Origin of the sequence: Aurantimonas sp. Leaf443, assembly GCF_001425575.1 — a bacterium.
GTDB lineage: Bacteria > Pseudomonadota > Alphaproteobacteria > Rhizobiales > Rhizobiaceae > Leaf443.
Genome location: NZ_LMRD01000001.1, coordinates 541,794 through 565,241, shown reverse-complemented (window position 1 = coordinate 565,241; position 23,448 = coordinate 541,794). Strand labels below are relative to the sequence as shown.

The 23,448-nt window shown below is 70.2% G+C and carries 24 protein-coding genes; 18 read left to right on the top strand and 6 right to left on the bottom strand.

Going from position 1 to position 23,448, the window contains the following annotated elements; all coding sequences use genetic code 11:
- Nucleotides 1–35: 35 nt before the first annotated feature.
- From ASG48_RS02530 to ASG48_RS02520, 3 genes are all read right to left on the bottom strand, one after another.
- Nucleotides 36–1,124, bottom strand: coding sequence for a GNAT family N-acetyltransferase (locus ASG48_RS02530; RefSeq protein ID WP_082529180.1), 1,089 nt, complete (start codon nt 1,122–1,124; stop codon nt 36–38).
- 167 nt (nt 1,125–1,291) lie between these two features.
- Nucleotides 1,292–2,314, bottom strand: a complete 1,023-nt coding sequence (locus ASG48_RS02525) for an NAD-dependent epimerase (protein WP_055844658.1) — start codon at nt 2,312–2,314, stop codon at nt 1,292–1,294.
- A gap of 30 nt (nt 2,315–2,344) precedes the next feature.
- Nucleotides 2,345–3,625: a nucleotide sugar dehydrogenase gene (locus ASG48_RS02520; RefSeq protein WP_055844655.1), complete on the bottom strand. Its 1,281-nt coding sequence runs from the start codon at nt 3,623–3,625 to the stop codon at nt 2,345–2,347.
- 154 nt (nt 3,626–3,779) lie between these two features.
- Here ASG48_RS02520 and ASG48_RS02515 point away from each other — a divergent pair, with 154 nt between their 5' ends.
- From ASG48_RS02515 to ASG48_RS02505, 3 genes are all read left to right on the top strand, one after another.
- On the top strand, nt 3,780–4,904 hold the full coding sequence (locus tag ASG48_RS02515; protein WP_055844653.1) for an FAD-dependent oxidoreductase: 1,125 nt from the start codon (nt 3,780–3,782) through the stop codon (nt 4,902–4,904).
- Between the two features lie 118 nt (nt 4,905–5,022).
- The gene (locus ASG48_RS02510; RefSeq protein ID WP_082529177.1) at nt 5,023–5,883 is read left to right on the top strand and encodes a phosphatase PAP2 family protein; all 861 of its coding nucleotides are present in this window, start codon (nt 5,023–5,025) and stop codon (nt 5,881–5,883) included.
- A 133-nt stretch (nt 5,884–6,016) separates the two neighbouring features.
- Nucleotides 6,017–6,670 (top strand): response regulator transcription factor, encoded by a 654-nt coding sequence (locus ASG48_RS02505; RefSeq protein WP_055844650.1) that lies wholly within the window; start codon nt 6,017–6,019, stop codon nt 6,668–6,670.
- Between the two features lie 21 nt (nt 6,671–6,691).
- Here ASG48_RS02505 and ASG48_RS02500 read toward each other — a convergent pair whose 3' ends face one another.
- Both ASG48_RS02500 and ASG48_RS02495 read right to left on the bottom strand, forming a co-directional pair.
- Entirely contained in the window at nt 6,692–8,092 is a 1,401-nt protein-coding gene (locus ASG48_RS02500) for a hybrid sensor histidine kinase/response regulator (RefSeq protein WP_055844648.1), read from the bottom strand.
- Nucleotides 8,089–9,285 (bottom strand): FIST N-terminal domain-containing protein, encoded by a 1,197-nt coding sequence (locus tag ASG48_RS02495; protein ID WP_162243891.1) that lies wholly within the window; start codon nt 9,283–9,285, stop codon nt 8,089–8,091. Before ASG48_RS02495 ends, ASG48_RS02500 begins: the two co-directional genes overlap by 4 nt.
- 285 nt (nt 9,286–9,570) lie before the next feature.
- Between ASG48_RS02495 and ASG48_RS02490 the strand changes: the two genes are divergently transcribed.
- The 6 genes from ASG48_RS02490 (at nt 9,571) to ASG48_RS02465 (ending at nt 15,282) form a co-directional block, all read left to right on the top strand.
- The gene (locus tag ASG48_RS02490) at nt 9,571–10,491 is read left to right on the top strand and encodes a branched-chain amino acid ABC transporter permease (RefSeq protein WP_055844645.1); all 921 of its coding nucleotides are present in this window, start codon (nt 9,571–9,573) and stop codon (nt 10,489–10,491) included.
- 2 nt (nt 10,492–10,493) lie between these two features.
- Nucleotides 10,494–11,948: a high-affinity branched-chain amino acid ABC transporter permease LivM gene (gene livM, locus ASG48_RS02485; protein ID WP_055844642.1), complete on the top strand. Its 1,455-nt coding sequence runs from the start codon at nt 10,494–10,496 to the stop codon at nt 11,946–11,948.
- Nucleotides 11,948–12,931 (top strand): ABC transporter ATP-binding protein, encoded by a 984-nt coding sequence (locus tag ASG48_RS02480; protein ID WP_055844639.1) that lies wholly within the window; start codon nt 11,948–11,950, stop codon nt 12,929–12,931. Before livM ends, ASG48_RS02480 begins: the two co-directional genes overlap by 1 nt.
- Nucleotides 12,928–13,680, top strand: coding sequence for an ABC transporter ATP-binding protein (locus ASG48_RS02475; protein WP_055844636.1), 753 nt, complete (start codon nt 12,928–12,930; stop codon nt 13,678–13,680). The genes ASG48_RS02480 and ASG48_RS02475 overlap by 4 nt, the downstream gene beginning before the upstream one ends.
- Entirely contained in the window at nt 13,680–14,030 is a 351-nt protein-coding gene (locus tag ASG48_RS02470) for a DUF6867 family protein (protein WP_055844631.1), read from the top strand. Before ASG48_RS02475 ends, ASG48_RS02470 begins: the two co-directional genes overlap by 1 nt.
- A gap of 148 nt (nt 14,031–14,178) precedes the next feature.
- Nucleotides 14,179–15,282, top strand: a complete 1,104-nt coding sequence (locus ASG48_RS02465) for a branched-chain amino acid ABC transporter substrate-binding protein (RefSeq protein ID WP_055844628.1) — start codon at nt 14,179–14,181, stop codon at nt 15,280–15,282.
- Between the two features lie 183 nt (nt 15,283–15,465).
- On the opposite strand, the gene ASG48_RS02460 is transcribed toward ASG48_RS02465, so the two are convergent.
- A complete protein-coding gene (locus tag ASG48_RS02460; RefSeq protein ID WP_055844625.1) occupies nt 15,466–16,242 on the bottom strand; it encodes an enoyl-CoA hydratase in 777 nt (258 codons plus the stop codon).
- A 93-nt stretch (nt 16,243–16,335) separates the two neighbouring features.
- Here ASG48_RS02460 and ASG48_RS02455 point away from each other — a divergent pair, with 93 nt between their 5' ends.
- From ASG48_RS02455 to ASG48_RS02410, 9 genes are all read left to right on the top strand, one after another.
- Entirely contained in the window at nt 16,336–17,193 is an 858-nt protein-coding gene (locus ASG48_RS02455; RefSeq protein ID WP_055844622.1) for a D-amino-acid transaminase, read from the top strand.
- A gap of 113 nt (nt 17,194–17,306) precedes the next feature.
- On the top strand, nt 17,307–17,864 hold the full coding sequence (locus ASG48_RS02450) for a biotin transporter BioY (protein WP_055844620.1): 558 nt from the start codon (nt 17,307–17,309) through the stop codon (nt 17,862–17,864).
- Nucleotides 17,861–18,538 carry an ABC transporter ATP-binding protein gene (locus ASG48_RS02445; RefSeq protein WP_055844617.1) on the top strand — a complete coding sequence of 226 codons (678 nt, stop codon included), beginning with the start codon at nt 17,861–17,863 and terminating at the stop codon, nt 18,536–18,538. The genes ASG48_RS02450 and ASG48_RS02445 overlap by 4 nt, the downstream gene beginning before the upstream one ends.
- The gene (locus ASG48_RS02440; RefSeq protein WP_055844612.1) at nt 18,535–19,125 is read left to right on the top strand and encodes an energy-coupling factor transporter transmembrane protein EcfT; all 591 of its coding nucleotides are present in this window, start codon (nt 18,535–18,537) and stop codon (nt 19,123–19,125) included. The genes ASG48_RS02445 and ASG48_RS02440 overlap by 4 nt, the downstream gene beginning before the upstream one ends.
- A gap of 104 nt (nt 19,126–19,229) precedes the next feature.
- Nucleotides 19,230–20,210, top strand: a complete 981-nt coding sequence (locus ASG48_RS02435) for a transporter substrate-binding domain-containing protein (RefSeq protein WP_055844610.1) — start codon at nt 19,230–19,232, stop codon at nt 20,208–20,210.
- Entirely contained in the window at nt 20,200–20,991 is a 792-nt protein-coding gene (locus ASG48_RS02430) for an ABC transporter permease (RefSeq protein WP_082529175.1), read from the top strand. Before ASG48_RS02435 ends, ASG48_RS02430 begins: the two co-directional genes overlap by 11 nt.
- A complete protein-coding gene (locus ASG48_RS02425; protein WP_055844608.1) occupies nt 20,939–21,697 on the top strand; it encodes an ATP-binding cassette domain-containing protein in 759 nt (252 codons plus the stop codon). Before ASG48_RS02430 ends, ASG48_RS02425 begins: the two co-directional genes overlap by 53 nt.
- Before the next feature lie 70 nt (nt 21,698–21,767).
- Nucleotides 21,768–22,714 (top strand): IS630 family transposase gene (locus ASG48_RS17785; protein WP_244486702.1). Its coding sequence is split into 2 segments (ribosomal slippage): nt 21,768–22,107 and nt 22,107–22,714, totalling 948 coding nucleotides; the frame shifts between segments, so codons are not numbered across the junction.
- A 112-nt stretch (nt 22,715–22,826) separates the two neighbouring features.
- Complete coding sequence (locus tag ASG48_RS02410) at nt 22,827–23,432, top strand: TIGR00730 family Rossman fold protein (protein WP_055844599.1); 606 nt, start codon at nt 22,827–22,829, stop codon at nt 23,430–23,432.
- Nucleotides 23,433–23,448 lie beyond the last annotated feature (16 nt).

Here is a 23,448-nt window from a genome sequence, read left to right as displayed (position 1 = left end):
ATCTGCGGATACCCCTGCCCGGCGCGGCGGGCGCCTCAGCCCAGCGGCAGGATCAGGTTCGGACGGGCGGTGCGCGGGCGCAGGAGGTCGGCGAGTTCTCCCGTCAGCGTGCCGAGGCTCTCGATGGCGAACGGGTAGAAGCGCAAGGTCGTGAACTCCCGGCTCTCGTGGGACCAGTTCCGCTCCCAGTCGGCGGCGCGGCCGAGGAACTCGTGGCGCTCCAGCCCCTCGGCGGCGGCAAGGCACAGGGTCTCTTGGGTGAGAAGCAGGCCCGGCGCGAAACGCCCCCAGGCCTCGTCATAGGCGATCTTGAACTCGTGGAGACGGTTGGCGCCTCTCACCGCGAAACGCGCGGCGATCAGCGCGCCGTCGGCCCGCAGCCCATAGAGACGCAGCGTCCCCTCTGCCGCGGTCCGCGTGGCGTAGTCGCGGAAGAAGGCCTCCTTCCAGCGATCGTGGAGGATCGCGCTTCCCGCCCGCCCCTTCCACCCCGCGGCCTCCAGCCGCAGGAACTCGGCCAACAGATCCGGGACCTCGCGCGCAGACGGCGCCAGGGCCTCGAATCGCACGTCCGCCGCCTTCTGGAGGCGCGACAGGCAGCGGCGCATCTTGGCGCGGCGCTCGGCCGTCATCCCGCGAAGGATCGCCTCCGGTCCCCCGCCGAGCGGCACGCCCAGCGTCGCGCCCCCGTCGCTCCTCACCGTGAAGCCGTAGCGGCTCGACAGTTCGGAGAAGAGCGCGAGTTCCGGCCCGTCGGCCGCGAGCCGGGCGAGCCGCATGGGACGGCCGAGGCCGACGGCCGCCGTCACCAAAGCACCGAGCGCCGCCCGGTCGCGGAAGAGAAAGCCCGCCGGCTCGTGCAGTTCGTGGCCGATCAGTTCGAGCCGGGGCGCCAGCGCGGTCCCCGCCTCGCGCAGCGGCGCGATTCCGACGACCGCCCCGTGCCGCCTCGCCACGAGAATCGCCAGCCGGGCACGACCGCCATGGGCCGCGAGAGCGGCGGCGTTGAAGGCGTGGCGCAGCGTCGGCAAAGCGAAGCCGTCGGCCAGATCCTCCCATTCCCGTTCCAGGCCGAAGAACCCTTCGACCGTCCCGATCCGTTCGGTCATCGCATCGTCACGCATGGTCCGCACCTCCCGGCGTCAGGATTGCCGTGCGTCCGCGAGCGTCAACGAGGGAGACGGGGTACTCTGCGCCGGGCGCCGGCCGAGGCCGGACCGTCCAGCGCTCGCGCGCCGATCCCCGGCTCCGGCGTCGGGCCGGCGGCGGGAGCGGAGTACTTCGTCCGGTCTCAGACCCCGTAGAAGCGGCGATACCAGTCGACGAAACGGGCGATGCCCTCCGTCACGGAGACGCGCGGCCAGGTGCCGACGACGGCTTCCAGCCGCGAGACGTCGGCGAAGGTGTCGGGCACGTCGCCCGGCTGCAGCGGCAGGAGATTGCGCCGGGCCTTGCGGCCGAGCGCCTCCTCCAGCGCGTCGATATAGGCGTTGAGCTCGACGGGCGCGTTGTTGCCGATGTTGAGGATGCGGTAGGGCGCGGCGCTCGTCGCGGGCGTCGGAGCCATGGCGTCAAAGGCCGGGTCCGGCGCCGCCGGCCGGTCGCTGACGCGCAGGACCCCTTCCACGATGTCGTCGACATAGGTGAAGTCGCGCGTGTGGTGGCCGCCGTTGAAGACGTCGATCGGCCGGTCCTCGAGAATCGCGCGGGTGAACTTGAACAGCGCCATGTCGGGCCGTCCCCAGGGCCCGTAGACCGTGAAGAAGCGCAGGCCCGTGACCGGCAGGCCGAAGAGATGGGCGTAGGAATGGGCCATCAGCTCGTTGCCGCGCTTGGTGGCGGCGTAGAACTGGATCGGATGGTCGGCGCCCGCATCCTCGCGGAAGGGCAGGCTGCGGTTGGCGCCGTAGACGCTGCTGGTGGAGGCGAAGGTGAGGTGCTTCACGCCGGCATGCCGGCAGCCCTCGAGAAGCGTGGTGAAGCCGAGGACGTTGCTCTCGACATAGGCGTAGGGGTCGACGAGCGAATGGCGCACACCGGCCTGCGCGGCGAGATTGATGACGCGCTCGAAGCCGCCCGTCTCGAACAGGCCCTCGACGAGGGCGCGGTCGGCGAGGTTCCCCTCGACGCTGCGATAGGGCGTGCCGGTGCGCGCCGCCGTCTCGGCGAGGATGGCGAGCCGCGCGCGCTTGAGCGCGGGGTCGTAATAGTCGTTGACGCTGTCGATCCCGACCAAGGGGTCGCCGCGTTCGAGAAGCCGACGGGCGGTGTGGAAGCCGATGAAGCCGGCATGGCCGGTGAGGAGCGTGTTCATGCCTCGTCCTTCCAAAAGCGGACGCCCCTGTCAAAGCCGTCCGTCGGATTGCGAAAGCGGCAGCATCGCCTTCACGTCGAAGAGAACCCCGCCGGGCTTCAGGAGCGCGCGGATGCCGGCCGCGCCCATCGCGCGGAACTCGTCATGGGCGACGGCGAGGACGACGCCGTCGTAGAGGCCCGCGCCGGCGAGGCTCTCGCGCATCGTGAGGCCGTAGCGGGCGGCGGCGTCCGCGGCGTCGACGCAAGGGTCGAAGACCTCGACGGCCGCATGGAAACCCTCCAGCGCGCGCACCGTGTCGACGACGCGCGAATTGCGCGTGTCGCGGCAGTTCTCCTTGAAGGCGAGGCCGAGGACGAGGACGCGCGCCTCGAAGGCGGCGATGCGACGCTCCAGCATGAGCTTGACGACGCGGTCTGCGACATGGGCGCCGACGCCGTCGTTGATGCGCCGGCCGGACAGGATGACCTCCGGATAGTAGCCGACCTCCTGCGCCTTGTGGGTGAGGTAGTAGGGATCGACCCCGATGCAGTGGCCGCCGACGAGGCCGGGGCGGAAGGGGAGGAAGTTCCATTTCGTGCCGGCCGCCTCCAGCACCTCCACCGTGTCGATGCCGAGCCGGTGGAAGATGAGGGCGAGCTCGTTCATCAGGGCGATGTTGAGATCGCGCTGGGTGTTCTCGATGACCTTGGCGGCCTCGGCGACGCGGATCGAGGCGGCGCGGTGCGTGCCGGCCGGCACGATCGCGGCGTAGAGCCGGTCGATCGCCTCCGCCGCCTGCGGCGTCGAGCCGCTGGTGACCTTGACGATGTCGGGGATGCGGTGGCGCCGGTCGCCCGGATTGACGCGCTCGGGACTGTAGCCGCAGAAGAAGCCCTCGTTGAAGGCAAGGCCCGAGAGGCGCTCCAGGATCGGGACGCAGACCTCCTCGGTGCAGCCGGGATAGACGGTGGATTCGAACACCACCACGGCGCCCTCGCCCATCGCGCGCCCGACCGTCTCGCAGGCCGCGATCAGGGGCCCGAGATCGGGTCGCTTGGCGGCATCGACCGGCGTCGGCACGCAGACGATGAAGATGCCGCAGGCCGCGAGATCGGCGGGATCGTGGGAAAAGCGCAGCGTCTCGTGCAGAGCCGAAAGGTCGCCGGCCTCCACCTCGCCCGTCGCGTCGAAGCCGGCGCGAAGGGCGGCGATGCGGGCGGGATCGCGGTCGAAGCCGAGGACGGGCCGGCGCCGCGCGAACTCGGCCGCCAGCGGCAGGCCGACATAGCCGAGGCCGACGATCCCGATCGTCCTGTCGTCGAGTTCCACGCTGGCGGTCCTTTGCGTCTTTCCGGCCGCGCGCCCGGAAGGGGCGCGGCGCCCGCGCCTCCTCGGGCCGCGCCGCCGGCTTGTCAACTCGGGGCCGGCCCGCCGCATCGCCCCTTGGGCTCGCCGTGGCCGCCGCGCGCGCCAGTTTGGGGCGGTGACAGACGCCCCTCCACCCGCCCCGACCACGACCCGCCTCGTTCTTCTCGGGGCCGGCCACGCGCATCTGGAGGTGCTGAAGGCCTTCGCGGACAGGCCCGAGCCGGGGCTCGCCCTCCATCTCGTCACGCCCGATCCGCGCACGCCCTATTCGGGCCTGCTGCCGGCGCTGGTCGAGGGGCGGATCGGCTTCGAGGCGCTCTCGGTCTGCGTCGCGCCGCTCGCGGCCCGGGCCGGCGCGCGGCTGAGCCTTGCCCGCGCCAGCGCAATCGACGCCGGGGGCCGGCGCGTGACGCTGTCGAACGGCGAGACCATCGCCTACGACCTCCTGTCGATCGACATCGGCGCGGTGCCGGACGTGCCGGAGGGGGCGCGCGGGATCGCCGCCAAGCCCATCGCCCGCTTCGCCGAGCGGGTCAACGCGATGGTCGCGGCCATCGAGGCCTCGCCGCACGCCGTGGAGGTCGCGGTGGTCGGCGCCGGCGCGGCGGGCGTCGAGCTCGTCCTGGCGCTTCGGGCGCGCCTGCGGAGCCGCGAGGCACGGCTGACGCTCGTCGGCCGGAGCGATGGCATCCTGCCCGGCCGGGCGGCCTCGACGCGGCGACGCATCCTCGCCCTTCTCGCCGAGCGCGGCATCCGCCTCGTCCCCGGCTTCGACGTGGCGCAGGAGGCGGAGGGCGCTCTTCTCGCGCGGGACGGGCGGCGGCTCGCGGCCGATCACGTGCTCTACGCCACCGCCAGCGCGCCCCCGCCGCTCCTTCGCGACAGCGGCCTCGCGCTCGACGCGGACGGCTTCGTCGCCGTCGACCGCCGCCTCGTCTCGACGTCGCATCGAGACGTCCTGGCGGCGGGGGACGCGGCGGCGCTGGCCGATCCCAGGCCGAAGGCCGGGGTCTTCGCCGTGCGGGCCGGGCCGGTGCTCGCCGCCAACCTGAGGGCCCTGCATCGCGGCGCCCCCCTTGCCGCCTTCCGCCCGCAGAAGAACTGGCTCGTCATCCTGTCGACGGCGGACGGACGGGCGATCGCGGACAAATGGGGCCTGTCGCTGCGCGGGCGCGCGGTTCTCGCCTGGAAGACCTCACTCGACACGGCCTTTCTCGACCGCTACCGCGCCGCGCCGTGAGGGCGGGCCCTCGCCCGTGCGAAAGCGTCGTTTCAACCGGGCTGTCGCCGCTACTTTCGGCGCGCGCCGCCGCTATATGAAGGCGCCCAGGCTTCCGCCGCCCCGATGGACGACGCGCATGCAGCTTTCCACGATCGCCAGCTTCATCCGGAACCGCGTCGAACTGTGGACGCTGCTCGCCGTCCTCACGGTGATGGCCGCCATATGGGTCTTCGTCTCGATCGCCGGCGAGGTCGTGGAGGGCGACACGCACGGGTTCGACACGGAGATCCTGCTTGCCCTGCGCAATCCCGTCGATCCGAGCGATCCGATCGGGCCGGGCTGGGTGGAGGAGATCGGCCGCGACGCCACCGCCTTCGGGGGCACGGGCGTTCTCATCTTCGTCACGATATCGGTCGCCCTGTTCCTCTGGTTCCGCGGCAACCGGCGCTCCATGCTCCTAGTGCTCGCGGCCATCGGCAGCGGCTTCCTTATGAGCCAGCTCCTGAAATGGGGCTTCGACCGGCCGCGTCCCGACCTCGTGCCGCACGGCTCCATCGTCTACACCCGCTCCTTCCCGAGCGGCCACGCGATGATGTCGGCGGTGACCTATCTGACGCTCGCGACCCTCCTCGCGCGCGTGCAGCGGCGGCGGGCGGTGAAGGCCTATCTCATCGCGATGGCGGCGGTCATCACCGTGCTCGTCGGGGTCAGCCGCGTCTATCTCGGCGTGCACTGGCCGACGGACGTCCTGGCCGGCTGGACGGCGGGCGCGGCCTGGGCCTTCCTGTGGTGGCTCGTCGCCAAATGGCTGGAACGGCGCGGCGCGGTGGACCCGGAGGAGGACGATCCCTCCTTCGACGCCATGCAGGGGCCGAGCGCGGGGACCATGCCGGGGGCCATACCGGGTCCCGCGCTCCGCTCCGCCGCCCCGGGAGAGGTCGCGGCCATGGAGGCGCGCATCGACGCGCCCCACCCGATGCCGAAAGCGCGGTTCTGACGCATCGCCGCCGGCCGGACCGGCCCGGCTCCACGACCAAAGACCACTTGTCCCGCGCGCCGGCCCTGCCGTAAGCCTTGGAGGCTTCGAACGACGCCTTCGTGGGCGGCGTCCGGCGAGACCGAGGCCGCCCGTGAACCGTCTCCTCATCATCGACGACCACCCGCTCTTCCGCGAGGCGCTGCGCATGGCGGTGGACGCGGCGGTGCCGGGGGCGGAGATCGTGGAGGCCGCGTCCATCGAGGAGGCGATTGAGGCGCTGGAAAGCGCGGAGGCCGGTTTCGACGTCGCCCTACTCGACCTCACCATGCCGGGCGTCTCCGGTTTCGAGGGGCTCCTGGAGCTGCGCGGCCGGTTTCCGCGCCTGCCGCTCCTCGTCGTCTCGGCGCTCGACGATCCGAAGATCGTGCGACAGGTCCTCTCCTACGGTGTCGCGGGTTTCGTCTCGAAATCGGCCAAGAAGCTGCATCTGGCCGCCGCCATCACGGAAGTGCTCGCCGGATCGGTCTACGTGCCCGACGGGCTGATGCCGGCCGAGACGGGCGGCGCCGAGAGCGCCCTGCCCGCCCGCGTCGCCTCGCTGACGCCGCAGCAGCTGAAGGTGCTCGGCATGATCCGCCAAGGGCTCCTCAACAAGCAGATCGCCTACGAGCTCGGCGTCGGCGAGACGACCGTCAAGGCGCATGTCTCGGAGATCCTGCGCAAGCTCAACGTTTTCAGCCGCACGCAGGCGGTGATCGAGATCGCCAAGCTGGACTTCGACCAGATCACCCATGGCGGCGCCTGACGCGGCGGCGGGGGCTCGCCCTCAGGCGGCCAGATGGGCGAGCAGAGCACGCAGTTCGGCGGGCTTGACCGGCTTTCGCAGGAGCTCGCAGCCGCTCGCCGCCACGAGCCGGGCCGTCGCCTCCGAATAGTCCGCCGTCAGAACGATCGCCGGGAGAGCCCGTCCGGTCATGGCGCGCACGGCCTCCACCACGTCGAGCCCCACCTGTCCGCCGTCGAGCCGGTGGTCGGCGAGGATCATGTCCGGCCGGAAGCGCTCGCGCGTCATCACCTCCAGCGCCTGGCGCATGTCCTGCGCCGTGCGCACCGTGCAGGACCAGCGCTCGAGCAGCGCCAGCGTCGCCTGCATCACGTCCGGCTCGTTCTCGACGACGAGAACCTTCAGATAGGCGAGGCCGAAGCCCGAGGGGCGGATGGTGGACGGCGGGGGCGGGGCGGCGCGCGGACGGTCGGCCAGACCCCGCAGCGTCAGCGAGAAGACCGTGCCGCGCCCCTCCACGGAGCGGAAGTCGAGACTGTGCCCGAGCGCCTCGGCGAGGCGCCGCACGATGGAGAGCCCGAGCCCGAGCCCGGCCCCGTGCGCGACCTCCGGATTGCCGGCCACGCGCCCGCGGTGGAACTCCTGGAAGATCGGCTCGTACTGGTCGGGCGCGATGCCGATGCCCGTGTCGCACACGTCCAGCCGCACCATCTCGCCGCGCCGGCGCGTGCCGACGAGGACGCCGCCCGACACCGTGTAGCGGATGGCGTTGGAGACGAGATTGGAGACGAGGCGCTTCAGGAGCGCGGGGTCGGAGCGCACGTGGACGCGCGGGCCGGCCGTGCGGATGACGAGACCCTTGCGATGGGCGAGCGGCTCGAACTCGGCCGCCACGCTCTCCAGGAGTTCGTCGAGCGCGACGTCGGAGAATTCGGGCTTCATCGCGCCGGCATCCAGCCGCGCGATGTCGAGGACGCTGGAGATCAGCTCCTCCATCGTGTCGAGCGCCTTGTCGATCGAGGCGGCGAAGCGCCGGCCCTCGGGCGGGATGCCGGAGGCCTCGAGCGCGGAGAGCGAGAGGCGGGCCGCGTTCAGCGGCTGCAGCACGTCGTGGCCGGCGGCGGCCAGGAACTTGGTCTTCGAGCGGTTGGCGAGGTCCGCGGCCTCGCGGGCGGCGACGTTCTCGCGGCTCGTCTGCTCGACGCGCTTCAGCGCCTGGCTGAGTTCGCCGGTGCGCTTTCGCACCTGCGCCTCGAGATGGATCGCGGTCTCGAACAGCGAATAGGCGTTGGCCTGGCGGTCGGTCACCTGCTCGACGCGGCGCATCAGGGCGGTGTTGACGAGTTCCAGCCGGCGCACGGCCTCGCTGTCGCGCTCCGGGCGCGGATCCTCGCCGATGGGCCCGAGCGTGCCCAGAACGATGCCGCCGGCCTCGCCCGTCATTCGGCCGCCTCGCGAAGGGCGGCGCCCGGCCGCCCGAAGGCGACGCCGGTGAAGGTCTGGTTGAGATGCATGGCGCGATACTGTTCGCCGTAGCTCGTGAAGCCGATGACGTTGAACTCGTCGAAGACCTCCGCGAGGCGGCGCCCGAGCTGGCGCTGCTCGGCCTCCACGCGGCGCAGGATGCAGTCGAAGCCGAGGACGAGGGCGATGCCGCCGAGGTCCCGCGACACCGCGCTCAAGGTCTCGCGCAGCGCGCCCACCATGTCGCGCGAGCGCGCCAGCGTCAGCACGATCCCCTCCTCCACGGCGCAGAAGAAGGTGAGTCCCTCGGCCTCCACGCTGCGGATGGAGCGGCAATAGTGCTCGCCGCCGATGCGCACCACGACGGGATAGGCGGCGAAGGAGAAGCGGTCGAGCCCGAGCGGGTCGAGGCCGAGGACGGTGGCGTATTCCTCCGCCGCCGGCGCCCCGTTGAGGCCGGTAACGAGGCGCCGGTCGGGATCGCAGCCGGTGACGACGAGGCGGGTGCGCGTCGGCTCGAAATGGTCGGACTTGAAGATGCGGAACGGCAGGTCGCTCCACAGGAGGCAGAGGATCGCCGCGTTGCGGTGGACGCGGCCGTCGAGAACGAGCGAGGCGGCGCGGAAGGCGGACCTGTCTCCGGCCGAGCCGCCGACCAGCGGGATGTCGGAGAGGACGGCGTCGAAGGCGGCGACGACCGTCTCCTCCTGGTTCGACAGCCCGTCGACGAGACACAAAGCCAGCGGGCCGCCGCCATGGGCCGATCGCCCCGCCGTCTCGCGGTCGAACCGTGCGCGCAGTTCCCGGGCGATCTCGGCGCCGGCCTCCAGCGCCCCGTCCGCGACATGCGGCACGACGGCGCCCATCGCCGCGAAGGCTTCGGCCTCGAAGAGGAGGATCGCCGCGCCGCCCTCGACATAGCCCAGCGGCGAAAGGCCGCCGGCGGTGGAGCAGCAGATCTGCCAGGGCACGTCGAGCTGGAGCTTCAGGCGCGTGCCGAGATCGGCGGCGTCGAACCCCGGATCGAAGAAGACGAGGAGCAGCGCGTGCTCGCCCCCTTCGGCGAGCGCGGCGGCGCAGGCGGCGAGCTCGGCCGCGTCGCCACCGTGATACATGGCCGTGCGCACGCCGTACTGCCCGCGGGAAAGGTCCGTCGCGCCCTTCGCCGTCAATTGCCGCTCCCGAGGTCGTGCGGCCCGGCGCCTCCTCGCGCCCTGCCACAGGGCTCGGAGAGTATCGGCCCCGCGGCCGGGCGGCAAGCCAGTCTGGAATCGGACCAAACTTCGCCGCAGTCGCGTGAACGCGGCGTCTGTGCATTGCGCATTCGCCGTGACGAAGGCCGCTTGCGCGCCCGCCCATGCTATGAAAATGATCGTGCACAAAAGCCGGCCTTCCTGACGCATGACCGGCCCTCCCGCCATGACGGGACCCCAGAAGCACCGAGAAACGGGCACGCGATGGATTACTTCCTGCAACAGCTGATCAACGGCCTGACCCTCGGGTCGATCTACGGTCTGATCGCCATCGGCTATACGATGGTCTACGGCATCATCGGCATGATCAACTTCGCCCATGGCGAGGTCTTCATGCTGGGCTCCTTCGTCGCCCTCACCGCCTTCCTGGCGCTGAGCGCCCTCGGCATCACCTTCCTGCCGCTCGTGCTTCTCATCATCATCGTCGTGGCGATGCTGTGCACCGCGCTCTGGGGCTGGACGATCGAGCGCGTGGCCTACCGGCCGCTGCGCGGCTCCTTCCGCCTCGCGCCGCTCATCACCGCCATCGGCATGTCGATCTTCATCCAGAACTTCGTGCAGGTGACGCAAGGGGCGCGCGTGAAGCCGCTGCCCCCGCAGATCCAGGGCGGCATCAGCCTCGTCAGCCTCGACGGCGGCGGCTCCTCGGTGCAGATCTCCTACATGCAGCTCATCATCATCGGCCTGACGATCGCGCTGATGATCGGCTTCTCCTTCCTGATCTCGAAGACCTCGCTCGGCCGCCAGCAGCGCGCCTGCGAGCAGGACCAGAAGATGGCCTCGCTGCTGGGCGTCGACGTCGACCGCACGATCTCGCTCACCTTCATCATGGGCGCCTCGCTCGCGGCGGTCGCGGGCACGATGTACATGCTCTACTATGGCGTGATCGACTTCTACATCGGCTTCCTCGCCGGCGTGAAGGCCTTCACCGCGGCCGTCCTCGGCGGCATCGGCTCGCTGCCGGGCGCCATGCTGGGCGGTCTTGCGATCGGCCTCATCGAGACCTTCTGGTCGGGCTACTTCTCGGTGGAATACAAGGATGTCGCGGCCTTCTCGATCCTCGCCATCGTCCTGATCTTCCTGCCCTCCGGCCTTCTCGGCCGGCCGGAAGTGGAGAAGGTCTGACGATGAGCGACGTGACCCCGGCCCTCTCCAACAGGCCCGAAGGCGCCGAACGCGCCGCTGAGGCGCGCGGCGACGCCGCGCGCGGCATGACGCCCGCCCGCACCCCCGACAGCCGCCTGGCCGCCTCCCTGAAGGAAGCGGCCATCACGGCCGGCATCGTGGCCATCCTCACCTTCTTCTTCTTCCTGGTGCGCTCCGACATCGCGATCGGCGGCCTCACGCTGACCATGCGCCCCGGGCTCTGGATCACCTGGATCGCGATCGCCTTCGGTGCCCGGTTCCTGGCCTCCTACTTCCTGTTCCACGCCGAGACGCCGCTGACGCAGCGCCTGACGCGCAGGAACACGGGCGTGACGAAGGCGCGGCGCATCACGCCGGGCAAGGTGCTCGGCGTCGTCCTTCTTCTCGTCGCGCTGACGCTGCCTTTCCTGCTGACCAGCCTCGTGCCGGGCCGCAGCCGCTACCTGATCGACCTCTCCATCCTCATCCTCACCTATGTGATGCTGGGATGGGGCCTGAACATCGTCGTCGGCCTCGCCGGTCTCCTCGACCTCGGCTACGTCGCCTTCTACGCGGTCGGCGCCTATTCCTTCGCACTCCTGTCGATCAACTTCGATCTCGGCTTCTGGGTCTGCCTGCCCATGGCCGGCCTCTTCGCGGCCCTCTGGGGCATCATGCTGGGCTTTCCGGTGCTGCGCCTGCGGGGCGACTATCTCGCCATCGTGACGCTCGCCTTCGGCGAGATCATCCGCGTCGTGCTGCTCAACTGGGCCGACTTCACGGGTGGGCCGAACGGGCTCCTCAACATCCCCAAGCCGACGCTGTTCGGCCTCGACTTCGGCCGCGGCGAAGGCTCGTTCTCCGCCTTCTTCGGCATCGAATACTCGCCGGTCCAGCGCTTCATCTTCCTCTACTACATCATCCTGGTGCTGGCGCTCCTCACCAACTTCGTGACGATGCGGCTTCGCAAGCTGCCGGTCGGCCGAGCCTGGGAGGCCCTGCGCGAGGACGAGATCGCCTGCCGCTCGCTCGGCATCAACACGACCAACGTGAAGCTCACCGCGTTCGCCACGGGCGCCATGTTCGGCGGCTTCGCCGGCTCGTTCTTCGCCACGCGCCAGGGCTTCATCAGCCCGGAGAGCTTCACCTTCATCGAATCGGCGATCATCCTCGCCATCGTGGTGCTCGGGGGCCTGGGCTCCCAGCTCGGCGTCGTCATCGCCTCCGTGGTGATGATCGGCGGCATCGAGCTCCTGCGCAATCTCACCATCCTCAAGGAGGTGTTCGGCCAGGACTTCGACCCGACGCAGTATCGCATGCTGATCTTCGGCATCGCCATGATCGTCATCATGGTCTGGAAGCCGAGAGGTCTCGTCTCCTCGCGATCCCCGTCGGCGATCTACAAGGAAAAGAAGAAGATCGGCGCCGATCTCGTCGCCCAGGGCGAGGGCCACTGATGCTGAAGGAAACCGATCGCTGGATGCTCGACCCGGTCCTGTCCGTCGAGAACCTGACCATGCGCTTCGGCGGCCTGACGGCCGTCGACAGCCTCTCCTTCAATGTCGGGCGCGGCGACATCACCGCGCTGATCGGGCCGAACGGCGCGGGCAAGACGACCGTCTTCAACTGCGTCACCGGCTTCTACAAGCCGACCGAGGGCCGCATGGCCCTGCGGCGCGGGCGCGACGTGGCGCGCGACACGATCTCGGCGCTGACCAGGACCGGCAACCAGTACGACCCCAAGGACCGCACCGTGTTCCTCCTGGAGCGCATGGCGGACTTCCGCATCACGGAGGTCGCGGGCGTCGCGCGCACCTTCCAGAACATCCGCCTCTTCGGCGGCATGACGGTGCTGGAGAATCTCCTCGTCGCCCAGCACAACAAGCTGATGCGCGCGTCGGGCATGACGATCGGCGGGCTTCTCGGCCTGCCCGGCTATCGCCGGGCCGCCGCCGCCGCCAAGGATCTGGCCATCGACTGGCTGCGCCGCACCGCGCTTCTCGACCGCGCCGACGACCCGGCGGCCGATCTCTCCTACGGCGCGCAGCGGCGCCTGGAGATCGCGCGCGCCATGTGCACCAATCCGGTGCTCCTGTGCCTCGACGAACCCGCCGCCGGCCTCAACCCGCGCGAATCGGGCGAACTCAACACGCTTCTGCGCTCCATTCGCGATCAGGAGGGCGTCTCGATCCTCCTCATCGAACACGACATGGGCGTCGTCATGGAGATTTCCGACCACGTGATCGTGCTCGACTACGGCAAGAAGATCGCCGACGGCGGCCCGCAGGCCGTGCGCACAGACCCCAAGGTCATCGCGGCCTATCTGGGCGTCGACGACGAGGAGGTGGAGACCGTGGAGGAGAAGCTGGCGACGGGCGATGTCGACGGCGCGATCCGCCACGGGGATAGGGGCACCGGCGGCACGGGAGCGGTCCTATGAGCGCCGTCTCCCCCCTGCCCTCGACCGCCCAGCCGCTGCTGACGATCCGCGGCGTCGAGACCTTCTACGGCAAGATCCAGGCGCTGCGCGGCGTCGATCTCGACGTGAACGAGGGCGAGATCGTCACGATCATCGGCGCCAACGGCGCCGGCAAGTCGACGCTGATGATGACGATCTGCGGCAACCCGCGGGCCCGCAGCGGCCAGATCGTCTATCGCGGCGAGGACATCACGCAGATGCCCACGCATCAGATCATGTCCAAGGAGATCGCCCAGTCGCCCGAGGGGCGGCGCATCTTCGCCCGCATGACGGTGCTGGAGAACCTGCAGATGGGCGCCATCCTGCAGGACGAGGCGAATTTCGAGGACGATCTCGCCCGCGTCTTCACGCTGTTTCCGCGCCTGAAGGAACGGCGCGGGCAGCGCGGCGGCACGCTTTCGGGCGGCGAGCAGCAGATGCTGGCCATCGGAAGGGCGCTGATGAGCCGGCCGAAGCTCCTGCTCCTGGACGAGCCCTCGCTCGGCCTCGCCCCGCTCATCGTCAAGCAGATCTTCGAGGTGATCCGCGAACTGAACCGCAACGAGGGGCTGACCGTGTTCCTCGTCGAGCAGAATGCCTTCCACGCCCTTCGCCTCGCCCATCGCGGCTACGTGATGGTCAACGGCGCGATCACCATGGCGGGCACGGGGCGCGAGCTTCTCGCCCGGCCGGAAGTGCGCGCGGCCTATCTCGAGGGAGGAGCACACTGATGCAGCCCGAAATGGCACTTCTCTGGGAAGTCTCGATCGCCGAGTTCCTCTTCGTCACGGTCATCCTGGGCGGCGGCGGGGCCTGGATGGTCGGCCGCTCGACGGCGCTGACCTGGAGCGGCTGGGGGCTGATGGCCTTCTACATCCTGCTCCTGACGGTCGCCGTGCGGTTCATCCATTTCAGCCTGTTCGGCGGCTCGTTCTTCCTGCCCGTCTCGACGCTCGGCACCGCGCTCCACTACGCGCTCGTCGACTATGTCGTCCTCCTGGCCATCGCGGCGGCCGGGCGCAGCCTCATGCGCAGCCGCCAGATGGCACGCCAATACGGTTTCCTGGAGCGCCGCGCGTAAGGGGCGCGGCACCCCTTGAAAAATGCCCGGCGCGCCCTTCCAAGCCGCCGGGAATCGGTCTTTACTCTCCACGGGGACGTGGAATTCCAGGCTTCTGGCCGCGGCCGTCCTTCAGCCGCCCGAGACCTCTGCAACAGGGAAGATTGACATGAAGAAAGCACTCCTCGCCGGTGCCGCACTGAACCTGCTCTTCGCCGGCGCTGCCTTCGCGGAGATCACGATCGGCGTCGCCGGTCCGATGACGGGCCAGTACGCGAGCTTCGGCCAGCAGCTGAAGATCGGCGCCGAGCAGGCGGTGGCCGACATCAACGCCAAGGGCGGCGTGAACGGCGAGATGCTGAAGCTCTCGGTCGGCGACGATGCGTGCGACCCCAAGCAGGCCGTGGCCGTTGCCAACAACTTCGCCTCGGAAGGCGTATCCTTCGTGGCCGGTCACTTCTGCTCGGGCTCCTCGATCCCGGCCAGCCAGGTCTATGCCGAGGAGGAGATCGTCGAGATCTCGCCGGCCTCGACCAATCCCGACTTCACCGACAAGCGCCCCGGCAACGGCATCTTCCGCGTGTGCGGGCGTGACGACCAGCAGGGCGAGGTCGCCGGCAAGTACATGGCCGACAACTTCCCCGACGCCAAGGTCGCCGTGCTGAACGACAAGTCGGCCTACGGCAAGGGCCTCGCCGACCAGACGCAGAAGTTCTACGAGGCCGCCGGCAAGAAGCCGGTCCTCGTCGAGTCCTACACGGCCGGCGAGAAGGACTATACCGCGCTCGTCACCAAGATGAAGAATGCCGGCGTCTCGCTCGTCTATGTCGGCGGCTACCACACGGAAGCCGGCCTCATCGCGCGCCAGATGAAAGAGCAGGGCATGAACGCCGTCATCATGTCGGGCGACGGCATCGTGACCGACGAGTACTGGGCCATCACCGGCGATGCCGGCGAAGGCACGCTGATGACCTTCTCGCCCGATCCGCGCAAGAACGCGGTGGCGCAGCCGGTCGTCGCCGAGCTCGAGAAGAAGGGCCAGACGGCCGAGGGCTACGTGCTCTACTCCTACGCCGCGATCCAGGCCTGGGCCGAGGCCGCCAACAAGGCGAAGTCCACCGATTTCGCCCCCGTGGTCGAGCAGCTCTCCTCGGGCACGTTCCCGACCGTGATCGGCGACCTCAAGTTCGACGACAAGGGCGACGTCACGCTGCCCGGCTACGTCGTCTACGAGTGGAAGGCCGGCAAGTACGACTACGTCGCCGCCAAGTAAGGCGCCTCTCGCGGCGCGGCCCGGCCGCGCCGCACGGGCCATCGCAGAACGGAAGGCCCCGGCGTCTCGCGCGCCGGGGCCTTTCGCGTCTGTGAGGGTCGTCCCGGGCTTCTGCCGCGATGCGACGGCTGCGCGCCGGCCGGCGGCCCCGTGAAGGGACGCCCGCCGGGCTTGAGCGCGCGATCAGCGGTGCCTGAACTCGGCCTTGCGCTTCTCGCGGAAGGCCGCCATGCCCTCCTTGCGGTCCTCGCCCGAGAAGAGCGCCTGGAAGAGGCGCCGCTCGTGCAGGAGGCCTTCGCGAAGGCCCGTCTCGAAGCTGCGATTGGTCGCCTCCTTGGCGAATAGGGCCGCGGGCTTGGAGAAGCCGGCGATCACCTGCGCGGCCTTCATCGCCTCGGTGAACGTCTCGTCGGAGGGAACGACGCGCGAGACGAGCCCGATCCGCTCGGCCTCCGCCGCGTCGATCATGCGGCCGGTGAGGATCATGTCCATCGCCTTGTACTTGCCGACCGACCGCGTCAGGCGCTGCGAGCCGCCCATGCCGGGAATGACGCCGAGCCGGATCTCGGGCTGGCCGAACCTCGCATCCTCGCCGGCGATGATGAGGTCGCACATCATGGCGAGTTCGCAGCCGCCGCCGAGCGCGAAGCCCGAGACGGCGGCGACCATGGGCGTGCGCACCCGCTCCAGCGCCTCCCAGCCGGCGAACCAGTCGCCCAGGATGAGGTCCATGGCGGCCGCGTTCTCCATCTCCTTGATGTCCGCCCCGGCGGCGAAGGCCTTCTGCGACCCGGTGAGGAGGATGGCGCCGATCTCGGGATCGGCGTCGAGCCGCGCCGTCCGGGCGACGATCTCCGCCATGACGGCCGCGTTCAGCGCGTTCAGCGCCTCGGGCCGGTTGAGGCGCAGCACCGCGACGCGGCCCTCGCGTTCCTCGATGACGATCGGGGTCTCGGTCATGCGTCCTGTCCTTCCCTGTCGCGGCGGCTCTTCCAAGGCCGCCCTGCCCGTCGTATTCAGCCGGGATCCGTCTCCCACGCAAGCGAGCACCGCATGTCCCGCACCGTCTACGTCAACGGCGCCTACCGGCCCGAGGAAGAGGCCACGGTCTCCGTGTTCGACCGCGGCTTCCTGTTCGCCGACGGCGTCTACGAGGTGACGAGCGTGCTCGCCGGCCGGCTGATCGACTTCCATGCCCATATGGCGCGGCTGAGACGGTCGCTGGCGGCGCTCTCGATGGAGGCGCCGGCGGACGAGGAGGAGATCCTCGCCATCCATCGCGAACTGGTGACCCGCAACGGCGTCGAGGAGGGCATGGTCTACCTGCAGGTGACGCGCGGGGCGGCCGACCGCGACTTCGCCTATCCCGCCGCGGGCACGAAACCCTCGCTCGTCCTCTTCACGCAGAAGGCGGCCCTGCGCGAGCGGCCGATGGCCGCGACCGGCATGAAGGTCGTCTCCCTGCCGGACCTTCGCTGGGCGCGGCGCGACATCAAGACCGTGCAGCTCCTCTATCCGTCCATGGCCAAGATGGAGGCCAAGGCGCGCGGCGCGGACGACGCGTGGATGGTGGAGGACGGCTTCGTGACCGAAGGCTCCTCCAACAACGCCTATATCGTCACGCAGGACGCCACGCTGGTGACGCGCCCGCTCTCTTCCGCCATCCTGCCCGGCATCACGCGCGTCAGCGTGCTGCGCCTTGCGGCCGAGGACGGGCTGACGGTGGAGGAGCGCCCCTTCACGATCGAGGAGGCCAAGGCCGCGCGCGAGGCCTTCATCACCTCCGCCTCCACCTTCGTGATGCCCGTCGTCTCCATCGACGGCGCGGCGATCGGCGACGGCGCGCCCGGCCCGCATGCCAAGCGCCTGCGTGAGATCTACATCGCCGAGGCCGAGGCGGCGGCGATCTGAGAAGCTCGGCCGGACCGCGCCGGAGCGATTGACCTCCGGCGGACGATCCGGTTTGAGAAGCGCCATCCTCGCGCGAGCGCCTTCGCGCGGGCGACTTCAGGGATCCGACGACCATGGCCACGCGCGACCTCGTGCTCATCGCCCTCTTCGCCGCCGTCATCGCGGTGCTCGGCGCCTTCCCGCCGCTGACGCTGCCCGCGATCGGCGTGCCCATCACGGCGCAGTCCATGGGCGTGATGCTGGCCGGCGGGCTGCTCGGCGCGAGGCGCGGCACGCTGGCGGTTCTGCTGCTGATCGTCCTCGTCCTCGCCGGCCTGCCGCTCCTCTCCGGCGGTCGCGGCGGGCTCGCCGTGCTCGCCGGCCCGACCGTCGGCTTCTTCCTCGGCTGGCTGCCGGCCGCCTTCGTGACCGGCGCCCTCACCGAGCGCTTCCTGCCGCAGCTGACCTTCGTGCCCGCCTTTCTCGCGGCGGTCGCGGGCGGCGTGGTCGTGCTCTATGCCTGCGGCATCCCCGGCATCACGCTCGTCGCCGGCGTGCCGCTCGACAAGGCCGCGATGGGCTCGCTCGCCTTCATCCCCGGCGATCTCGTCAAGGCCGGCGTCGCGGCCGCGATCGCCGTCGCGGTGGCGCGGTCCTATCCGCTCGCGGGCGCCGACGCCCGCCGGGCGTGAGGCTCCGCCTCTCGGGCGTCGGCCTCGACCGGGGCGGGCGGACCGTCCTCTCGGACCTTACGCTCGACATTTCAGAGCGGCGCGTCGGCGTGGTGGGCGCCAACGGGTCCGGCAAGTCGAGCTTCGCCCGACTTCTCAACGCCCTCCTCCTGCCGACGCGCGGCACGGTGGGCGTCGGTGCGCTCGACACGCGCCGCGACACGCGCGCCGTGCGCCGGCGCGTCGGCTTCCTTTTCCAGAACCCGGACCACCAGATCGTCTATCCGAGCGTCGCCGAGGACCTCGCCTTCGGGCTGAAGAATCGCGGCGTGCCGAAACCCGAGATCGGCCCGCGCGTGGAGGCGGCGCTGGCGCGCTTCGGCTTGGCCGGTTTCGGCGAGCGGCTCGTGCACGAGCTTTCGGGGGGCGAACGCCAGCTCGTGGCGCTTGCCGGCATCATGGTGCTGGAGCCCGACCTCCTCGTCCTCGACGAGCCGACGACGCTTCTCGACCTTCGCAACACGCGCCGCGTGATGGAGGCGGTGGAGGGGGCGGGCCCGGCCGTCGTGCTCGTCACGCACGACCTGCCGCTTCTGGAGACGTTCGAGCGCGTCCTCGTCTTCGACGAGGGGCGCCTCGTGGAGGACGCCGCGCCGCACCGGGCGATCGCGCGCTACCGGGCGCTGGCGGGATGATCGCGAGCCTCTACAGACCCGGCCGCAGCGTCCTCCACCGAATGCACGCGGGATGGAAGCTCGCCGCCCTGCCCGTCCTCGGCACGCTCCTCTTCCTGGTGCCGAGCCTTGCGCTGCAGCTTCTCGCGCTCGGCGTCGTGCTCTGCCTCTTCCCCGTGGGCGGCCAGACGCCGCGGAGCCTCGCCGGGGCGCTGCGCTCCTTCGCGCCCATCCTCCTCCTCGTCGCCCTCGCGCAGGTCTGGTTCGGCGGCTGGCACGCGGCGGCGCTCTTCACGGCCCGGCTCGCGGCCCTCCTCCTCGCCGCGACGCTCGTGACGGCGACGACGCGCACCGCCGACATCGTGGAGGCGATCGAGGCCGGTCTCGGCCCGCTGCGCCGCTTCGGCGTCGATCCCGGCCGCGTGGGACTTGCGATCGCGCTCGCCATCCGCTTCGTGCCGCTCCTCGGGGCCATCGCCGCCGAGATCCGGGAGGCGCAGGCCGCGCGCGGCCTCGACCGGTCGCTCCTCGCGCTCGGCGTGCCCTTGATCGTGCGGGCGCTGAAGATGAGCGACGAGATCGCCGACGCGATCGACGCGCGCTCCTGACGCCCGAGACCAGCCTATGCGAGGGCCGGCGTGACCTGATGCCGGGCCTCGTATAGGCTGGCCCCGGGTGGCACCACGAAGGTTGATTTGGGAGGATCGCCGGAATGAGGCTCTTTCGCACGGCGCTCTGCGTCGCGACGATGGTCGTCGCGCTCGGCGCGGCCTCGGCCGCCGAGACGATCCGCGTCGGCGTACTGAAATACGGCACCGTGAACTGGGAACTCGACGCGATGACGCGCGAGGGGCTGGACGCGAAGGCCGGCGTCGAGGTCGAGATCGTGCCCTTCGCCGGCGAGGACGCGTCCAACGTCGCGCTCCAGGCCGGCAGCGTCGACATGATCGTTTCCGACTGGCTCTGGGTCTCGCGCGAGCGCGAGGCCGGGACCGACTACACGTTCATGCCCTATTCCACCTCCGTCGGCTCGCTGATGGTCGCCGCCGACAGTCCGGTGCGCGCGCTCGGCGACCTCAAGGGCAAGAAGATCGGCGTCGCGGGCGGGCCGCTCGACAAGAACTGGCTGCTCGTGCAGGCCCATGCGAAGGACCGGGCGGGGATCGATCTCGCGAGCGAGGCCGAGATCGTCTACGGCGCGCCGCCGCTCCTCATGGAGAAGGCCCGCAGCGGCGAGCTCGACGCCGTCCTCAACTACTGGCACTACGCCGCGCGGCTCGAGGCGGCGGGCTTCCGCAGCCTCGTCTCGGGCACCGAGGCCGCGCTCGCCATGGGCGCCAAGGCGCCGGTCGCGGCCATCGGCTGGGTGTTCCGCGAGAGCTTCGCGCGCGAGCATCCCGGCGCCATCGAGGGCTTCCGGGAGGCCGACCGCGCCACCAAGGCGCTGCTGAAGACCTCGGACGCCGCCTTCGAGGCGCTGAAGCCGCTGATGAAGGCGGAGGACGAGAAGACCTTCCAGACGCTGCGCGCGCGCTATCGCGACGGCATCCCGACGCGCGACGCCGCTGCCGAAGAGGCCGATGCCGCAGCCCTCTACGAGGTCCTGGCGCGGATCGGCGGCGAGCGGCTCGTGGGGCCCGGCCGAACGATGGCCGAGGGCACCTACTGGATGGGCGCGGCGAATGGCGGCTGAGGCGGCGGACGGACGGCGCGCGCCCTCGCGCGGCGGCGCGCCGGCCGCCACGCTCGTCTCGCTCCTCGTCCTCCTCGCGCTCTGGTGGATCGCGGCGGTGGTCGCGCAGAGCCGGACGCTGCCGGCGCCGCCCGCCGTCGCCGAAGCGTTCCTGCGCGACGCGGCGACGGGAGAGCTCTTCTTCCATCTGGGCATGACGCTCCTGCGCGTCGCCGCTGCCTTCGTGCTCGCCATGGCGATCGGCTCCGCCCTCGGCATCTGGCTCGGTTCCAACCGGCGCGCGGACCGGATCTTCGACCCCTGGCTGATCCTCTTCCTCAACGTGCCGGCGCTGGTGGTGATCGTGCTCGCCTATATCTGGTTCGGGCTGAACGAGGCGGCCGCCATCGGGGCGATCGCGGTGAACAAGATCCCGAACGTGGTGGTGACGCTGCGCGAGGGCGCCCGGGCGCTCGATCCGGGCCTTGCGGAGATGGCGAAGGTCTACCGCTTCGGCTTTTCCCGCACGCTGCGCCACGTCACGCTGCCGCAGCTGCAGCCCTATTTCGCCGCCGCCTCGCGCTCCGGCCTGTCGCTCATCTGGAAGATCGCCCTCGTCGTGGAGCTTCTCGGCCGCTCCAACGGTGTCGGCTTCCAGATCCATCTCTATTTCCAGCTCTTCGACGTCGCCGCCATCCTCGCCTACACGCTGGCCTTCGTCGCCGTGATGCTCCTGATCGAGTTCGTCCTTGTCCAACCGTTCGAAGCCCGTTCCACCCGCTGGCGCCGAAGGGCCGCTTGAGATCGACATCACCGCCAAGGTCTATCGCGCCGCCGACGGAACGCTCGTGCCGGCCGTGGAGGGCCTCAGCTTCGCCTCGCCGGCGCGCAGCTTCACCGCGCTCATCGGCCCGTCGGGCTGCGGCAAGACGACGACGCTGCGCATCGTGCTCGGGCTGGAACCGGACTTCACGGGCCATGTGAGACTGCCGGTCGCGGACGGGCGCGTCGCCGCCGTGTTCCAGGAGCCCCGGCTCCTGCCCTGGCGCACGGTGGAGGAGAACGTGCGCCTGGCGCTTCCCGCCGACCTCTCCGGCCTCGACCTCAAGCCGCTCTTCCAGACGCTCGGTCTATCGGAAATGGCGGCGCGCTATCCCGGCGAACTGTCGCTCGGCCTTGCGCGCCGCGCCGCGCTGGCGCGGGCCTTCGCCATCCAGCCCTCGCTCCTCCTTCTCGACGAGCCCTTCGTCTCGCTCGACGAGGAGACGGCGGGGCGGCTGCGCGGCCTTCTCGTCACCGTCTGGTCCGCCCGTCCGACGACGGCGCTGATGGTGACGCACAACCTGCGCGAGGCGGTCGATCTCGCCGACCGCATCGTCTTCCTCACGAAGCGTCCGGCGCGCGTGCGCGGCGTCTACGAGATCCGCACCCCGCGCTCGGAGCGCGGCGCGCGCTGGCGCGAACAGACGCTCGCGGCGATCGACCGGGAGTTTCCGGGCGTCCTCTAGAGCGTTTTCCGGCCGGGTAGAGTCTAGGCGTCATTCGTGATTCCCTTCGGCGATCGGAAGGGAGGCAGGAATGGCCAGAGCATTGTCGATCGATCTTCGGCACCGGGTTTTGCAGGCGATGCGTGATGGTGCCTCGACGCATGCGGCGGCAGGGCGGTTTGGGATCGCGATTGCAACGGCGGTGCGCTGGCGCGCGCAGGACCGGGCGGGCCGAAGCGATCCGCTGCCGCTGGGCGGTGATCGGCGCTCGGGCCGCATCGAGGCGGAGGCGGAGTTCCTTCAGAGTTTGGTGGATGGCAAGGACGACATCACGCTGCACGAGATGCAGCGTCGCCTGGCCGAGGAGCGCGGGCTGAAGGTCGGCATCGGCACGCTCTGGCGCTTCTTCGACCGGCACGGGCTGACGTGGAAAAAAAGACCGCGCATGCAAGCGAGCAGGAGCGCCCGGACCTTTTGAAGCGGCGGCAGGCCTGGTTCGAAGCACAACTCGATCTCGATCCTGCCAAGCTCGTTTTCATCGATGAGACCAGCCTGTCGACGAAGATGGCACGGCGCTACGGCCGGGCACCGCGAGGGGAGCGGTGCCGGTCGAGCGTGCCACACGGCCATTGGAAGACGACAACGTTCACCGGCGCTCTGCGCCTGACGGGCATGAGCGCGCCCATGGTGCTCGATGGTCCGATGAACGGCGTCGCGTTCCGGGCCTATGTCGAGCAGGTCCTGGTGCCTACGCTCTCGCCCGGCGACATCGTCGTGATGGACAACCTTCCGGCCCACAAGGCCGAGAGCGTGCGGGCGGCCATTGAAGCGGCGGGTGCGTCCTTGCGCTTCCTGCCGCCCTACAGCCCCGACTTCAATCCGATCGAGATGGCCTTCTCCAAGCTGAAAGCCCTCGTGCGGGCCAAGGCCGAGCGAACGGTTGAGGCGCTCTGGCAAGCCGTCGGCACCCTCGTCCCGCTCTTCCAGCCCGCCGAATGCGCCAACTACTTCAAAGCCGCAGGCTATGACGCAGACTGATCGGAAAACGCTCTAGCCGGCGCGACGCCCCTCTCGCCGGTCCCGGCGCAAGAGCGCCGCGGGCATGCGGCATGCCTTGACCTCGCCGCCGCGACGTCGGACCTTGGCATCCATGAGTTCGATTCGTTCCGTCTGCGTCTATTGCGGCTCGTCCGCCGGCCGCGATCCCGTCTATGTCGAAAGCGGCCGCACGCTCGGCCACGCGCTCGCCGCCGGCGGCATGCGCCTCATCTATGGGGGCGGCACGCGCGGCATCATGGGCGCGGTGTCCGACGGCGTCATCGAGGGCGGCGGCGCCGTCACCGGCATCATCCCGCGCTTCCTCATCGACATGGAGGCGACCGAGAGCGAGCTGAAGCGGCTCGACGAACTCGTCGTCACCGAGGACATGCACCAGCGCAAGCATCTGATGTTCGAGCGGGCCGACGCCTTCGTGGCGCTGCCCGGCGGCATCGGCACGCTGGAGGAACTCGTCGAGATCCTGACCTGGAGCCAGCTCGGCCGCCACGCCAAGCCCGTCGTCATCGCCAGCATCGGCGGCTTCTGGGAGCCGCTCTCGGCGCTCTTCGAGCACATGACGGCCGAAGGCTTCCTGCACACCGCCCATCAGGTGCGCCCGATCGTCGTCGATCGCGTGGAGGACATCGTGCCGAGCCTGCAGCGCAGCTTCGTCGAGAGCGCCGACGCCGGCCGCGCCGAGATCATCGAACGCCTCTGACGGAGAGGGCCGCCGA